Source organism: Phocaeicola coprocola DSM 17136, from assembly GCF_000154845.1.
Taxonomy (GTDB): domain Bacteria; phylum Bacteroidota; class Bacteroidia; order Bacteroidales; family Bacteroidaceae; genus Phocaeicola; species Phocaeicola coprocola.
On record NZ_DS981465.1, the window covers coordinates 13,589 to 29,006 of the forward strand.

Genomic DNA, 15,418 nt, shown 5'->3' on the forward strand with positions numbered 1-15,418 from the left:
CTACAGTCGGCACGGCTCGGTGGGTGAGAAAAGTTGCAGTAAAATCTTCCTTACCGCGCTTCCTGTAGCTGTTTATAATCAGTAGTTTACTTAATCAATGCCGTAATGGCAGCTGTCATGGTCGCCAGTGAGGCAATAGAGCTTGTCAGGCCGACAACGTTGCCGATGTTGAACTGCTTCTTGCGTTTGCTGGGCACGATGATTTCGCACCCGGGTTCCATCTGTTTCTTGCCGCTGCCTTTCACCTGGGCTATCTGGCCGTTCATGTAGATGATGAATTTCTTGCTCTTCTTGGCGTTCTGGCCGTAGCCGCCTGCCTGGTTGATGTAGTATTTCACGCCTTCGCCTTCCTGATAGGATACGGTGTTCGGCATCATCACGGCGCCGTCTATCTTCACGGTGTTGTTGTATTCGGGCACGCTGATCACGTCGCCTGCACGCAACACGATGTCGGCATCGCTGCCGGGGTTGGCAAGGGCGGCTTCCAGGTCGATGCCTACCGTAAAGGTGCTTTGTACGTTGATGCCCAGGGAGTCGATCATGGCGTCGCCTACCTGGCGGCGGAGCAGGTTCACTACGTCCTGCATGCGGCGGATTTCTTCTTCGTTTGCCACACGGGTAAGCTTGGCTCCCTTGACGTAGGCAAACTGAGTGGCGCCTCCTGCCTTGGCGATGATGCTGCTGATGCGTTCGTTCTTGCTGCTCAGGGCGTAGGTTCCGCCGTAAAGCACTTCACCGTCTACTACCACGTTCTGCTGTGCGCTGTAGCCCGGGCTGCGGCGTACGAATATCTGGTCGTAAGGCTGGAGGGTGAATCCCGGTTCGCCGTCTACCACAAAGCCGTCTTTCAGGCCGAAAGAGAAGTTCTGTCCGATGGTAGCGGGGCTTTCGGTGCTCTTCGGATCTTTTACGCGGCGTGCCACGTCGACGCGTACTACGGAAGCCGATTCACGCAGACCGCCTGCGGTGATCACGAGGTCTTCGAGGGTCATGTTGTCGGCATACGGATAGTCGCCCGGATGAGCTACTTCGCCGAATATCTGTACGTTGCCCAGGTCTTCCAGGTCGTGGATGCTGGGGATGTAGAGTACGTCGTTTTTCTGCAACGGGATGTCGGGCTGGCTGCCGTCCATGATGGCGCGGATGTCTATCTGCTTCACTTCGCGGGTCTTGTTCTCACGCTCGCGGTACAGTACGGCACGGCCGGTAAAGGCGTCTGCCATCAGTCCGTCGGCTTTCTCTACCAGTTCGCGTACGGTGTTCAGCTTGCCGCCCAGCTCGTAGATGCCCGGACGGTATACGGCGCCGCGCACTTCCAGCTTGTTGGTGAAGCGGTCCAGAATGGCTTCGGCGGTGATTACGTCGCCGTCGTGCAGCTGGCATACGCTGTAGTCGGTGTCATCCACGGTGTTTACCTGATATTCCTTACCGTTCTGGCGCACGATGCGCAGGCTCTTGGTATAGGCGTCGCTGGTAAATCCGCCGGCATATTTCAGCAGGGTAGAAAGGGTTTCGCCTTTTTTCATTTCGTAGCGCATGGGGCGTTTCACGTTGCCTGTAATCTGTACCAGTTCTTCGTAGGCAGGAACGATGATCACGTCGCCTTCTTCCAGGCGGATGTCGTCGCGGGTCTTGCCCTGCATGATGAACTGGTAAACGTCTACCGTAGCTACGATCTGTCCGCCGCGCGATACTTTCACGTTACGGAGGCTACCGATGTCGCTCACACCGCCTGCACGGTAGAGGGCGTGGAATACGGTAGAGAAGGCCGAGAGGGCGTAGGTTCCCGGCTGTACCACTTCGCCCATCACGTTGATCTGGATGGTGCGGGTGTTGCCCAGCGTGACGCGTATCTGGTTGCTTTGGTCGGAATAGATCTTGCGGAGTTCGCTGGTGAGGTACTGCTGTGCGCGCTCGATGCTCATGCCGCTCAGGAATACAGGACCGAGCTGTTCGAGGTTGATGGTTCCGTCGGGCGAGATCTGCTGGCGGATGGTGTTCTGGCTGGCTCCCCAGATATCGATTACCACTTCATCGCCCGGACCGAGACGGTAGTTGGGCGGGGTGGCTATGTTGACGTTCGGTTCGAACGTAAGGTTGCGGGTGTTGAAGATGTTGCGGCCGAATACGGCGTCCTGCTGTGCCACTTCCTGTGCCTGTGGCTGTTCGTCGAGCATGGTGGAATTGTCTTCCTGTGTCTGCTCGCGCAGGCGTGCTTCGGCTTTGGCGGTTCCGGTCATGTCGCCGGCAGCGGTACCTGTCTGCTGTTCGTACATTTTCTTCACGCGTTCCGCCTGTTCGCGGGTTACGCCTCGGCGTGCCAGCTCGGTAGCTATGGTACGCTGGTCTTTGCCTTGTTTTACTCCATCTTTAGCATATTCCAGCACTTGCTGGTCGGTCATGCCCGACTGCGCCATGAGCAGGGGCGAACATGCCATAAAAATAACAAGTGATAAAGCTTTTAGTTTCATGCTTGTCTGTTAGTGATTTTATATTGTTTTTCTGAATTTACTCTTCGATGGTTTCGCACCAGGTGTAGCTCACTTTGAGCAGGGCGGTGCTTTGGGGCATTTCGATGGCGATGTAGTGGCGGCCTCCGTAGCGGAGGAACTTGCCGGTCACACCGTAGAGCGGACCGCGGCGTACTACCCGGACGGGGACGCTGCGCTTGCCGCGAAGCTTTTCGGAATCGATGAACCGCGTGCCCTGGATGTCGGGGTTGGTGGCATGCATGAAGTTCTGCATGTCGCGTTCGCTCACCGTGCAGTAGTCATTGCCGTTGCGTTCCTTCTTCAGGAAATAGACGGGCAGCGGGGCTTCGGAGGCGAACTGCCGGCACCAGTTGGCGTCATAAGGACAGTGGATGAAAATCAGGTTATGGATGGCCGGTACCAGTACATGGCTGCATTCACCCTCGCGTCCGGTGTCGCGGAGCTCGTATGTCATGGGGATGTAATGCTCGATGCCCTGCTCTTTGAGATAGGCGGCTACTGTAAGTTCTTTGTTGTACACCGTCTGCAGGGGAAGCCATACCTGTTCTTTTTCCATGTCTGTGGATGTTTGTCCTTCTGGTTTTTTGTTCCCTTTTTTCTTGATTGAATGTTTGTTGAGGTACGGATGCACCTCTCTCTCCTTCCTAGCGTCTGAAAAACACTATGAATCAGTTTGCTATCTCCAAAAACGGAAGATGACGCACATCGTGCTTCTGTCTAGGATCCGCTCCCACAGCCGCATAGGAAGTCGTTCTTCGGCGCAAAGATAACAAATTTATATGCAGAAAGGTTTATTTTAACCCTTTTTTTAGATATGATTGTTCAATTTTTTTATTTTTACACAAGGACTGCCGTCTTTTTCCGAATGTGGACGCAAACGGGCTGGCTTGTCAATTTATCCGTTTTTTTGTCGATTGGTACAAAAAAAATCTCCGGATGCCGGCATCATGTGCAGGCAATGTCCGGAGATTTTTTTGGATATTCGTACGAAAAGCCGGAGCTTTTGTACGAATATCCGGGTAAACTTCCTGATGTTTACTTCAACTTTTCAGCTTTTTTTTCCGTCGGGCTGCCTTTTCGGGAGTCCGTGCCCACGGAAAGCTGCTTCAGAATCCTGAACTCGTTTTCTCCCGGCTCCTCGTCGGGATCGGCCTCGCGTACTATCAGGTTCGTCTTGTGCATGATGCAGCTCTCTATGATCAGCCTCAGGGTAGTTACGTCGAAATCTATCTCGCACACCTGTTCGGCTGCCTTGAAGAAGGTGGCCAGCGTCTTGAAACGGAAGTTGCGGACGGTGTCGAAACACGTATGCGTGCCGATGCCCGTGATGCGCTGGATTTCCGACTTCGATACGTGCGACAGGGCGCAAAGTGTATCGATGAACTTTCTTAATTCTTTGAGCCACTCGTCTGTCTGTTGCTTCGTAGGCTCGCACGAAGCGTATAATTTTTCGAAATATTTCATTAGTCTTGTCTCTCGGGGGTTATCTCTGCCGTATAGGGCAGTAATTAATACTCTGCCAATCGGTATTTTTACCGGTGAAAGACAAGAACGGAAGTTTACCTGTCAGGTTCTGTTGATGACACAAAGATAACGGAAAAATCGTGGCTGAACGTTTTTCTTTGCGAGAAAAACTTCCCTTGCTTTTACTCTTTCTTTTAATATATAATAGGAAAGGGTGGCAACCCTGGTGGTGCTCTTGTGGTCCGCCGGACATTGTAATAACTTGTAACTCTGCGGGTTTGCTATGCTACACTTTGGTGACGGTGGTGGCCCGCCCTTTCGGGTTGCGTAAAAAAATGAAGAATTATGGAGGTGATAACAACTATGAAAAATCCTGGCAATCTGGGCTTTCTGGTACTTTCGAGGCGACTGCTTACCCAGATGTTTGCCGAAATGTATGGAAAGTGGCATTCCGACTCGCAGGCGTATGTGTATCTGCTCATGGCGGCGTGCTTTACCGATCAGGGTGATACCCCTGGATGCCTGAAACGGGGCGAGCTGTTTTTCTCAGGAAGGGAGCTGAGTCTGCGCTTCGCCTGGAGCCGGAGGCATGTGAACCACTTTATCGGAGAGCTGGAGCAGAACGGTGTGGTGGAGGTGATGAAGGTGCAGAACTGTTCGAAGCTGCGTCTGCTGCACTACGATACGCTGTGCCGCATGCGGGTGAAAAACGGTGCGGACGGAAGGCGCAGGAGCGCGGGCGACGAGATGTTCGAGGTGTTCTGGGAACAGTATCACGACATGACGCGGCAGCCTGCCCTCGACATCGAGGCGGCGCGCAAGGCGTGGGGGAAGCTGACGCTGGCCGAGCGAGAGGAGGCGGTGGGAAACATCGAGATGTATCTCTGTATGCTGCCGTCTATCGACCGGGCTCGTACGGCGCTGAAGTATTTGCAGATGAAGAGTTTTGTACTCAATTGATTATATTTTTATCTGTGTTGTCTGATGAAACTTTTTAAATTGTCAATCATTGCTGTCCGATAAAACTTTTCAAACCCTCACTAACTTGTTGATATATAAGAATTAAGCAATAATTTTAACAGGAGGGATTATCCGTAAAGGCAATCGGATTTTCAGTAATGTGAAAAGCAGTATCTGACAGCAGTCATATTTTTAGGATTATGGGGATGGTTTATGCGGAAGAAATAGAAGGGGCGGTACTGGGGGCGTGCCTGCTGGAACGTTCGGCTCAGGCGGTGGTGCTGAAAAGTCTGCGTGCCGAGATGTTTTACCTGACGGCGCACCGGGTGGTGTTTGAGGCGATAAACGCGCTGTATGCACGGGGAGCGGCGGTGGATATGCTGACGGTGACCGAGGAGCTGCGTGCTCTGGGACGGCTGGACGATGCGGGCGGTCCGTTTGCCGTGGCGAAACTGGCGGCGGGGGTGGCTACGTCGGCTCACCTGGAGTATCATTGCGGCATCCTGTTTCAGTATTACCTGCGGCGGAAGCTGGTGGAGGCGCTGACACGGGAGCTGGCGGCGGCAAACGATATGACGTGTGATGTGTATGATGTGCTGATTGATACGCAGCGGGAACTGGGGGCGCTGCTCGAGGACTCGCCGCTGGAGAATCACTTGCACCCCATGCCGGAGGTGATGGATGATACGGTGGCGCTGGTGGACCGCCGGCAGGAACTGGCTGTGAACGGGCTGACGGGTGTGCCTACGGGCTTGCAGCGGCTGAACGAGATGACAGGGGGATGGCAGCCGGGCAACCTGATTTTTACGGCGGCGCGTCCGGCCGACGGGAAGACGGCACTCGACCTGTTCTTTGCGCGTCAGGCGGCGATGGCGGGTGTGCCGGTGGTGTTCTTCACGCTGGAGATGACGGCTTCGGAACTGGGCGAGCGCATGGTACTGGCGGAGAGTTCGGCCGATCCGTTGCGTATCCGTCAGGGCAGGCTCTCGCCGGAGGAGGTGGAGGATGTGCACCGTACGGCGGAACGGATGAGCGCGCTGCCGGTACATGTCGACGATACGCCGTACATCAACGTCGACCAGTTGTGTGTCATCGCCAAGTCGCTGCGGGCAAAGGGGCTGCTGGGCTTGCTTATCGTCGACTATCTGCAACTGCTTGCCACGGTGAATCCGGGGCGTACGCGTGAACAGGAGGTGGCGGAGTGCAGCCGCAAGCTGAAGGGGCTGGCGCGCTCGCTGGGCTGTCCGGTCATCGTGTCGAGCCAGCTCAACCGTCAGGCGGAAGACCGGGCGGGGAGTCCGGAGCTGCGTCACCTGCGCGAGAGCGGGGCCATCGAGCAGGATGCCGATCTGGTGATTCTGCTGCACCGTCCGGAGCGTTATCACATCCGGGTGGATCCCGATACGGGGTGGTCTACGCGGGGCATGGGCATCGCCACGGTAGCCAAGCACCGCAACGGGGCGACGGGAAAGGTATATTACGGGTATAATCCCAGCATGACGAAAATCGGCGAGTTCGCGGGTACGCCTGTGACTGCGCCGGCAAACAATTTAAAACGGAAGAATGATGAAGGAAAGAGCAGTGACTTATTCGGTGGTTCCGCGGGTTGATCCGCGTGATATCTCGGCAGAGATGACGTATTATGCCCGTGCACAGGCGCGGGGAGAGGTGACGCTGGGCGACATGGCGCGCCGTATTCAGCGGCGGTGTACGGTGACACGTGCCGATACGCTGGCGGTGCTTGTAGCGCTGGAAGAGGAGGTCTGCCGCGGGCTGTGCAACGGCGAGATTGTCCGTCTGGGTGAGCTGGGTTCGCTTCAGGTGGGAGTGAAAAGCGAGGGAGTGCGGCTGGAGGCTGACTTCCACGAATCGATGATAAACAAGATATGGGTGCGTTTCCGTCCGGGCATGGTGCTGAAAGGGATGCTGGACGGGGCGGCTTTCGAACGGGTTTCGCCGCGCAAGGAAGCCGGACGTGCCGGAAAGGGGATGCGGTATGAAAGAAAATGAACACGGCGACGGGGAATTCCGTCTGCGTATCTACGGCAAGTCGGAGCTGGCTTGTCTGTATTTTCCCGACCGTTCGCCGGAAACGGCACGGCGCAATCTGTACCGGTGGATGTACCGCTGTCCGTCCATCCGCGAAGGGCTGGCGGCACTGGGCCACGACAAGCACCGCAAGTTTTTCCTCAAGCCGGAGGTGGAGGTGATCGTGCGGGGACTGGGGGAGCCGTAAGATTAAGAGAGGCTGTTTTTTCGGAACGGGAACGGGGCTGGTGAAACAAAAAACATTATCTTTGCACGAAAATACAGGATTTTGTCTCAGTAATAATTAAATCAAGCAAGGAATAATGATTGACGGACTTATTGAATTGGAAAACGATCTGATAGCGGAAGAATGCGAAAAATATAAGTCGTCAAATCGGATTTCGGAACAAGATTTGAACACGGAAACAGTTGCTGCATTGGCAGAAAATGTGCATTCCTTTCTGATAAACAGCCTTATATATACTTTTCTCTACCAAAAAAAACTTTTGGACTCGGTGGAAATCTCAGGCAGCTATGGATTTTTGCCTGATGGAGAATATTCTCTTTATACTCAGTTTCCGGCAGAAGTAATCCCTTCTTTATGTGAAGAACTGCATATCGTATTTCTGAATGCTGTGATAGAGCGGAAGAACGGCCTTGTTTACAGAAAAAAATCGAAGCATAATCTTATTGATAAGGGAGCGGTTTATACCAGATCTTATGTCGCTTATGAAATAGTGAAAAATACCTTGTCGCGGTGTGATGCAGGGGCTGACGTGTCTGTGCTTGATTTTGCCTGTGGTACAGGACGCTTTTATGATTGCATTGTCGATATATTGGATAAAGAATATGCTATACCGCCGGAAAAAAGTATTTTGAATAATATTTTTGCTGTGGATATAGACCCTGTAGCTGTAGCGATTACTCGTATGAAGGCCTTGGCAAGGCTGAAAGAACCTTCTGTTTCGGACATAGAAAAAATATGTGGAAATATTATTCGGAGAAATGCACTGATACAGGAGAATATAATGTTTTCTGATGAATGTCCGTTGAAAAACTCTGATTTTGAGGGAAAGGTAAACGGAGGATTTGATGTGATTGTTTCAAATCCTCCTTATCTGGTTCTGAAACCGGACAAGAAGAAGATTTCGGGAAATAAAGCTGACCGGATTTTAATGTGGGTGTCCTGGTTCAGAACTTCGGGGGCTTATCATTATGCGCTGGAGGGAATGTTGAATCTGTATCAGCTCTCCATTGAAAAGATGATACGGATGCTTAAGCGGAATGGTTATTTGGGAGTAATATGCCCTTCTACATTATTCGCGGATTTGTCAACAACAAAATTGCGGAAATTTTTGTTGGAAAAGAACAAGGTCTGTGAAATAAAATACTTTAGAGAAAGCATCCCGCTGTTTGACAATGTAACGCAGTCGACTAATATATTTTACCTGCAGCGATACGGTATTACCGGCAGGATAAATGTGGAAGTGGACGGGAGATGTTTTGGAGTAGAAATCGGAAGTGTGCGGAAGATTTTCGGGGAAAATATGGAGATACCTCTGATGTCGGATAGGGGGTGGAAGATTCTGGAGAAGCTGTCACAGGTACGGAAGCTGAAGGAATATCCTGAAATACGGAACAGAAGGGGGGAACTGGATCTCACTTTATATAAGCGGTTTATAACACAAGAGCAGACTCCCTACCGGTTGGTACGGGGAAATATGATTGCTGACAACGATATTGAGGATATCAATCACGAATATGTGAAGGGCGAGTTTCTCGGAACTCGTTCGGCTGAATTTCTGAAATGTGATTTTGGCAGAAGGAGGCTGGTCTGTCAGCAGGTTTCCAATATGGGAATATCGCGGAGGCTGAGGTTTGTGTATTGTGAGGAAAATGATATACTGGGAAATAGTTGCAATTATATATCGGCCGAAGAAACAGTCTTGAAGAAGATGTATATTTTGCTGAACAGCAGCTTGTTGAACTGGAGATTTAAGGTGACCAGCTCTAATAATCATATAAATAACTACGAAATAGACGATTTGCCGGTAGTTGATCTGAACAGAGTGGATGAAAACTTTACTTATTCTTCGCAGGAGGAACTGGACAGGTATGTAGGCGAACTGTATGGTTTGACACCGGAAGAGATAAACTGGATAGTACGATGAAATTATATAATCATGTTGTGTTTAAGATGGGGAAACATGAGGCGGAAATAGCCCCTCACATTCCTGAAGGTGGAAACTGGCAGGATATTCCTCTGAGCATATCGGATACTCGTCTGGATAAAATAAGGGAAACCGGAGGACGGACTACTTATTACGGCAGGTTGTGCTGGGACAAGCCAAGCTATACGATCGCCACTTATTTCAATCGGGTAGGGAACGGGTGCAATCTGCACCCTTCGCAATGTCGTGTGCTTTCCAACAGGGAGGCGGCAAGGCTTCAGTCGTTTCCCGACAGTTTTATCTTTCAGGGCTCTAATGCTTCACAGTACAAGCAGATAGGAAACGCTGTGCCTCCTTTGCTGGCCAGGTTCGTCGCTTCACTGATCATGCCTCATTTAAGAGGAATGAATTTTGTGGATTTGTTTGCCGGATGCGGAGGTATGTCGGAAGGATTCATTATGAGCGGATTCCAGCTGATAGCCGCAAATGAAATAGACAAGAGCATTATGGCTACCAACCGATATAATCACTCGCAGTATGCACCGGCTGAGAATTTTATTTTGGGAGATATTACCCAGGAGGAAACCAAGGCGCGCATTATGGAAGCTTGCGGAAATACACCGGTTAATGTGGTTGTCGGTGGTCCGCCCTGTCAGGGATTTTCGTATGCGGGCTGGAGAGATCCGAACGACAAGAGAAACCAGTTGTTCAAGGATTTTGTTGAAATGGTAAACCGGCTGAGGCCGGAATTTTTCGTTATGGAGAATGTGCCAGGTATTCTGACTATGCGTAAGGGGGATGCCATTAAAGAAATTATTGAGGCTTTTACTGAAATCGGTTATCGTGTAAATGTACCCATCAAGTTGAATGCCGAGGAATTTGGTGTGCCGCAGCGTAGAAAGCGGGTTTTCATCATCGGTTCACTGGAAGAGATTTCCATACCTCAGCCGTCGCCTTTGTTTTACATGCCATCTGTCAAGACACCGAATATGTGGAACTTGCCCGTAGCCATTACGGTGAGAGATGCTATCGGTTCGCTGCCGGAACTGGAAAACGGGGGAGGAAGTCTGGAAATGGATTATGAGCCTGTGCAGGCATCGGCTTACGACAGGCTCATGTATGGAGAGTTGACTTTCGAAGAGTTTTATAATCTACTCTGACTCGGAAGTAATAATCTTGTCGCACAGAAGTGTGATGAGTTTCCTGACTTCCTGGTCGGCTTGTGTGAAATTTCTGGCTTTGATGCTCTGTATGACGGCAGCCGTTTCTTGGGGAAACTGGTCTGTGTAAAATGTTACTTTACGGTTTTCCTTCATGTCGAATTCTTTCAGACTTTCGAAAGCAATGCGCAGGTATCTTTTCTGATTTTTCCGCTTGTTTTCACTGTCGAGAGGACTTTCGTGTATCTTCAGTTTGTCGGGTTCCAGCGGGTTGAAATCCGAAAAACGGTAGTCGTACATGGAGTATTCGGGATGCAGATAAGTCTGGAGAAATTCTTTCCCTCCTTTTTTGTAAATAAGGGAGAACAGTTTCAATACGTTCTGGTGGCATTTAAGCATGAGGGAACTGAGTTTCCGGGCATCTTTGTCGGAAGTGATAGTATTTTTGTACTTGTCCCAGATATATTGGGAATGCCAGCTTACCACCTGATTGCCGTCTGCCTCCAGTGTCAGCAGCTTACGGACATCCGACAGGGAAAGGCGATTGTTCTTCGCACTGTTGCACGCTTTGCACTTAGGGGCAAAGTTCGTACTGTGGCAGAATCCGAGCGAAATCGGACCTATATGGTCGGCCGTCATTTTAGCTGTTTCTCCGCAGACCGGACATGTGCACTTTGGAGCTTTCTGGTATTCTCCCATCAGTCTGTTGGCCAGGTTATAGTTGCCGTCGGACCATTCTTCATAAGCACGCCGGTCCTGCACATAGGTTTTCATGTTGTCTGTATGTCTGCCCTTGTCGGTAAACTGCCGGCAGCACAGTCCGTCGGAATGGTAGCCGTCGAAACGGTCCGGACAATTTGACATGGCTCCCGGAGAGAGTTTGCCTGAACACTTGGCTACATGTGTATCATATATTTGCCGGATCAGGTCGGCTGTATCTGTAAAAGATTTTACCTTGAATATGTGGGCTATGTTTTGCAGGTCATTGGTATTCTTGCAAAACTGTTCTATTATTTCCTTTATGGTATAATCTGTCTGCTTCAGCTTGGTGCCGAGTTTCTGGTTGATTCTGGAAAGCGTTTGCTTAGTGGGGTATTCATAATATATGCTGAGCGCCTTTCCACAGATCTGGCATACATGTTTTTTTGTAGGATGTATCTCCCTGACTGCAACGGCATAGTTTCCGGATTTTACGGGAATACCCAGTTCCTCGCATTTCTTGTTCCACCATGCCAGACGTTTCTGTCCGGCGGAAGATTTCTTGGTGGCAACCCATTTAATCTGCGTGTCTTTTTTTCTTTCAAAATAAAGCCCTTCATATTCGGAAGCTGAAACAATGGCTTCTGTGTATTTTTGAAATTCGGGATGCCAGTTTCTGTCAATACCTTCTTCTTGTTTTTTATTCATTGTTTTCCAGTAGTTTAGTTAGATTAATATTTAATGCTTTTGCTATTTTTTCTATATTGACAAGAGTTATGTTTTTTTCTGCACGCTCTATCATTCCTATATAGGTACGGTGAAGTCCGGCATATTCCGCAAGTTTTTCTTGCGAAAGGTGTTGCTCTTTTCGGTACTTCTGGACATTTCTGCCGAATATTTCTAGAATGGAATTGCTACTCATAGTATGTTTTTTTACAAAAATATGTAGGCTTAGATTGAAATTCAACATACTATAGTTAGCATTTTGGGGGTATTTTTTGTTCTTGCTGGTTTGTTGCTTATACACCGCAAGTTTTTCCTCAAGCCGGAGGTGGAGGTGATCGTGCGGGGACTGGGGGAGCCGTAAGATTAAGAAACTATGATATATACTTGCACGGGGTGTGAACCTCACGTTTGCGGCATCGCGGCGTGGTTCACACCCCGTTTTTTGTGTGTATGCTGCATCGGAAACTTAACACTAGAGGTTTGGACGCTTTTTCAGAATCGGATGAGGAAAGAATGAGTAAAATCATTATATTTGCATATGTATCATCAACAGCTGTAGATATGGATTATGATATAAAGGATAAAATGGAGTGGACGATTATTTTCATCAGGGAGTTCGGACGTAAATACGGACTTTCGATGAAGCAGGCATTCAATTACCTGAGTCGTTTCAAAGGGATTGATTTTATCGATCGCCATTATGATTATGTGCATACTCAGTCGTTTGCTTCGATGGTGGACGATATAGCTGAGTATTGTCACCGTCACGGAGGGGCGCTGGTATGAGGCTGTATCATGGGACGAATAAGGAGTTTCTGGAAATTGATTTGCTGAAGTCTAAACCTAATAAGGATTTTGGGAGAGGTTTTTATCTTTCAGCAGATTACAATCAGGCTTTAAATATGGCGCATGTGAAAATGGAACAGCTGGAATCCGGAAGCCCTGTTGTGTTGGAATATGAAATAAGCGAAGATGCATGGGACAGTTTGCGCGTATTAAGGTTTGAAAATTACTCTGAAGAATGGGCTGAATTTATACTTTTAAACCGTAATAATCCGTCTGATCAGCCTGTTCATGATTATGATGTGGTAATAGGACCTATTGCTGACGATAGAGTGGGAGTACAGTTATGGAAGTATGAAAATCATTCAATTGATTTGCCTACACTTGTCCGTAATTTGCAATATATGAAAGGAGTAACAATACAATATTTTTTCGGTACGGAACGTGCTATAAAATACTTGAAGCGAATATGAATGAGAAAAAGGAAATGATGGCAGATATGGTAAAGAACCTTGCACTGTTACTGATGGAGAAGAACAGGAAATTAACAATGGAACAGGCGCTTTCATTTGTTTTTAACTCGGATACGTATCAGAAAGTAATGAATGAGGAGGCTGCATTTTATTATCAGAGTCCTAAGTATGTTTTTGCTTTTTTGGAAGAAGAACTGTTAACAGGAAAGGTCGGATAAGGATTTTATTTTAACTGACACGGGGTGTATGCTGCATCGGAAACTTAACGGCGGAGGCCTGGACGCTTTTTCAGAATCGGATGAGGAAAAAATAGATTGAAAGAAACTTTCTGAGGATGATTGACTGTTAAAAGCAAGAAGTCCCAGTCGTAATGACTGAGACTTCTCTAATTCCTTTTTATAGTGCAGATGCGACGACTAAGCTCGCACGGGCACTTTCGTATTGCAAAGGTAAGCATTATTTTTTATTCCGCCAAACAGTAGGGCTGTTCAACATTCGAGTTTAGAAGTCTGTGCCACAACTTTTTTAGCTTCATCTGCGCTTTGATTTTATCTGCCGGCAATATGCTGTGCCGTACAAAGACATAGCCAGGTATTCACGCCCCGTTTTTTGTGTGTATGCTGCATCGGAAACTTAACCGTTTTGAAACAGGATTGCCACATGCGCGTTTCTGTTTTGAAATACGCTGCCTTTAATTTTGCGCAATGAAAATTAAGGATTTTTGATTGCTTGAAAAACGCTGGTTGTCATGTAGATAGCTGGTAATGAAAAGGTAAGGAACAGGTTGGGAAAATTTACAATTTAAAAATAAAATGAAAAAATTTGCAGCGTATTTACTTTGCTTTTTGCTGATTGCTGTCTTGCCGCTGATGGCGTGCAGCAACGATGGAATGACGGAAGCTGTGGCAGGCAGCTTTGATGTACAGTTTGAATGCCCTTCGCTGATAGAAGTGGCAAGGGAGGGGAATATACGTTCCAGGTGACCGGGAGTAACAAGCCGGCGGAATCGGATGTGATTATTCTGGAATCGACAGGGGGAATCTCGTATACGTGTGTGCTGGTGAGTGTTTCGGAAAACAGTTTTACCATAAAGCTTGCCGACGGATGCGAAAGCGGTACGTACCGGGTGTTCGTCAAGCGTGGTGACCGCAAGAAACAGATTGGTACTACCTATATTAATATTGTAGAGGGAATTGATTTCACACCGGATGCCGGAACGACGGTGTACGGGGTGGTATCGACAGCCGACGGTCCGGTGCAGGGTGTTGTGGTATCGGACGGTGTAGAGGTGAGCGTGACCGACGAACGGGGTATCTACCAGCTTCAGTCGGAAAAGAAATGGGGGTATGTGTTTATCTCCGTTCCTTCGGGATATGAAGTTCCTGCCGAGGAAGTCTTGCCTCGGTTCTACCAGATGATGAAGGGGGATGCCGCTACAACGGAGCGTGTGGACTTCTCGCTGACTGAGGTGGAAGGACAGGATAGCTATAAGGTGTTTATGCTGGGCGATATGCATCTGGCCAACCGCACGGGCGACCTGGGACAGTTTATGGACTTTACCGAGGATCTGAACAGCTACCGTGCCTTGCATCAGCACGAAAAGATGTATGCCATTACGCTGGGCGACATGACCTGGGACCTGTACTGGTATTCGAACAGTTATGCGCTGCCTGAGTACCTGAATACCATCAACAATCAGGTGAAGGGACTTCAGATTTTCCATACTATCGGAAATCATGACTACGACTACAAGGCTACGAGCGATGAGGAGGCGGGAAGCCGTTTCATGGATTATATCGCTCCGACATATTATTCGTTCAACATCGGAAAGGTGCACTACGTGGTGCTGGATGACATCGATTGCAGCAACTACGACGGCACTACCTCGCGCGACTACGAGAAGCGTGTGTCGGCCGAACAGCTGAGCTGGCTGTCGAAGGATCTGGCATATGTCGACAAGTCGACACCGCTGGTAGTGGTGATGCACGCACAGCTGTTCTACCCGTCGCAGACGGAAGGTTTCAAGATAGACCATGACGTGCTGAACACTACGCAGCTGCTGGACGTGCTGGACGGCTACAAGGTGCATTTCGTGACCGGACATACGCACCTGAGTTTCAACGTGACTCCGGAGGATGACGTAACGGGCGGACGCGAGGTGTACGAACATAACGCGGGTGCGATATGCGCTTCGTGGTGGTGGTCGGGCTACCTTACTCCGGGTGTGCACATCAGTCCCGACGGAACACCGGGCGGATACTCGGTATGGGATGTGAACGGAACGGACATCGAATGGATATACAAGGCTACGGGATGGACGGAGGATTACCAGTTCCGCAGCTACGACCTGAACAATGTGCATTTCTCGATGGCGGATGTGCCGCAGATGCCGGCCGGTGTACCGACAAGCTACTTAATGTTTTACTAAATATTTATTTATGAAAGTTTTCAATTCGTATGTT

16 protein-coding genes are annotated in these 15,418 nt (G+C 49.4%); 11 read left to right on the forward strand and 5 right to left on the reverse strand.

Annotated elements, in window-relative coordinates:
* Positions 1 to 86: 86 nt before the first annotated feature.
* The 3 genes from BACCOP_RS07720 to BACCOP_RS07730 all read right to left on the reverse strand — a co-directional run bounded on the left by BACCOP_RS07720 (position 87) and on the right by BACCOP_RS07730 (position 3,956).
* Positions 87 to 2,471 carry an SLBB domain-containing protein gene (locus BACCOP_RS07720; RefSeq protein WP_007567953.1) on the reverse strand — a complete coding sequence of 795 codons (2,385 nt, stop codon included), beginning with the start codon at positions 2,469 to 2,471 and terminating at the stop codon, positions 87 to 89.
* Positions 2,472 to 2,508: 37 nt separating this feature from the next.
* Positions 2,509 to 3,048: a UpxY family transcription antiterminator gene (locus tag BACCOP_RS07725; RefSeq protein ID WP_148315623.1), complete on the reverse strand. Its 540-nt coding sequence runs from the start codon at positions 3,046 to 3,048 to the stop codon at positions 2,509 to 2,511.
* A gap of 479 nt (positions 3,049 to 3,527) precedes the next feature.
* Entirely contained in the window at positions 3,528 to 3,956 is a 429-nt protein-coding gene (locus BACCOP_RS07730; protein ID WP_007567958.1) for a hypothetical protein, read from the reverse strand.
* 345 nt (positions 3,957 to 4,301) lie between these two features.
* Here BACCOP_RS07730 and BACCOP_RS19245 point away from each other — a divergent pair, with 345 nt between their 5' ends.
* The 6 genes from BACCOP_RS19245 (at position 4,302) to BACCOP_RS07760 (ending at position 10,275) form a co-directional block, all read left to right on the forward strand.
* On the forward strand, positions 4,302 to 4,916 hold the full coding sequence (locus BACCOP_RS19245; protein WP_007567960.1) for a hypothetical protein: 615 nt from the start codon (positions 4,302 to 4,304) through the stop codon (positions 4,914 to 4,916).
* Positions 4,917 to 5,116: 200 nt separating this feature from the next.
* On the forward strand, positions 5,117 to 6,526 hold the full coding sequence (locus tag BACCOP_RS07740; RefSeq protein WP_007567962.1) for a replicative DNA helicase: 1,410 nt from the start codon (positions 5,117 to 5,119) through the stop codon (positions 6,524 to 6,526).
* Positions 6,480 to 6,926, forward strand: a complete 447-nt coding sequence (locus BACCOP_RS07745; protein WP_227994712.1) for an HU family DNA-binding protein — start codon at positions 6,480 to 6,482, stop codon at positions 6,924 to 6,926. Before BACCOP_RS07740 ends, BACCOP_RS07745 begins: the two co-directional genes overlap by 47 nt.
* Positions 6,913 to 7,152, forward strand: a complete 240-nt coding sequence (locus tag BACCOP_RS07750; protein WP_007567966.1) for a DUF4248 domain-containing protein — start codon at positions 6,913 to 6,915, stop codon at positions 7,150 to 7,152. Before BACCOP_RS07745 ends, BACCOP_RS07750 begins: the two co-directional genes overlap by 14 nt.
* 115 nt (positions 7,153 to 7,267) lie before the next feature.
* Positions 7,268 to 9,115, forward strand: a complete 1,848-nt coding sequence (locus BACCOP_RS07755; protein WP_007567968.1) for an Eco57I restriction-modification methylase domain-containing protein — start codon at positions 7,268 to 7,270, stop codon at positions 9,113 to 9,115.
* Positions 9,112 to 10,275 (forward strand): DNA (cytosine-5-)-methyltransferase, encoded by a 1,164-nt coding sequence (locus tag BACCOP_RS07760; RefSeq protein ID WP_007567970.1) that lies wholly within the window; start codon positions 9,112 to 9,114, stop codon positions 10,273 to 10,275. The genes BACCOP_RS07755 and BACCOP_RS07760 overlap by 4 nt, the downstream gene beginning before the upstream one ends.
* Here the strand turns inward: BACCOP_RS07760 and BACCOP_RS07765 are convergent.
* Both BACCOP_RS07765 and BACCOP_RS07770 read right to left on the reverse strand, forming a co-directional pair.
* A complete protein-coding gene (locus BACCOP_RS07765; protein ID WP_007567972.1) occupies positions 10,267 to 11,682 on the reverse strand; it encodes a type II restriction endonuclease in 1,416 nt (471 codons plus the stop codon). The two genes, BACCOP_RS07760 and BACCOP_RS07765, sit on opposite strands and share 9 nt — an antisense overlap.
* Positions 11,675 to 11,944, reverse strand: a complete 270-nt coding sequence (locus BACCOP_RS07770) for a helix-turn-helix domain-containing protein (RefSeq protein ID WP_444875203.1) — start codon at positions 11,942 to 11,944, stop codon at positions 11,675 to 11,677. The genes BACCOP_RS07765 and BACCOP_RS07770 overlap by 8 nt, the downstream gene beginning before the upstream one ends.
* Before the next feature lie 269 nt (positions 11,945 to 12,213).
* Between BACCOP_RS07770 and BACCOP_RS07775 the strand changes: the two genes are divergently transcribed.
* The 5 genes from BACCOP_RS07775 (at position 12,214) to BACCOP_RS07790 (ending at position 15,384) form a co-directional block, all read left to right on the forward strand.
* Positions 12,214 to 12,486 (forward strand): DUF3791 domain-containing protein, encoded by a 273-nt coding sequence (locus BACCOP_RS07775; RefSeq protein WP_235776952.1) that lies wholly within the window; start codon positions 12,214 to 12,216, stop codon positions 12,484 to 12,486.
* Positions 12,483 to 12,956: a DUF3990 domain-containing protein gene (locus tag BACCOP_RS07780; protein WP_007567978.1), complete on the forward strand. Its 474-nt coding sequence runs from the start codon at positions 12,483 to 12,485 to the stop codon at positions 12,954 to 12,956. Before BACCOP_RS07775 ends, BACCOP_RS07780 begins: the two co-directional genes overlap by 4 nt.
* Complete coding sequence (locus tag BACCOP_RS07785; protein WP_007567980.1) at positions 12,953 to 13,174, forward strand: hypothetical protein; 222 nt, start codon at positions 12,953 to 12,955, stop codon at positions 13,172 to 13,174. The genes BACCOP_RS07780 and BACCOP_RS07785 overlap by 4 nt, the downstream gene beginning before the upstream one ends.
* A gap of 594 nt (positions 13,175 to 13,768) precedes the next feature.
* Complete coding sequence (locus tag BACCOP_RS21055) at positions 13,769 to 13,939, forward strand: hypothetical protein (protein WP_227994717.1); 171 nt, start codon at positions 13,769 to 13,771, stop codon at positions 13,937 to 13,939.
* Positions 13,936 to 15,384 (forward strand): metallophosphoesterase N-terminal domain-containing protein, encoded by a 1,449-nt coding sequence (locus tag BACCOP_RS07790; protein WP_227994719.1) that lies wholly within the window; start codon positions 13,936 to 13,938, stop codon positions 15,382 to 15,384. Before BACCOP_RS21055 ends, BACCOP_RS07790 begins: the two co-directional genes overlap by 4 nt.
* The last annotated feature ends 34 nt before the right edge of the window (positions 15,385 to 15,418 follow it).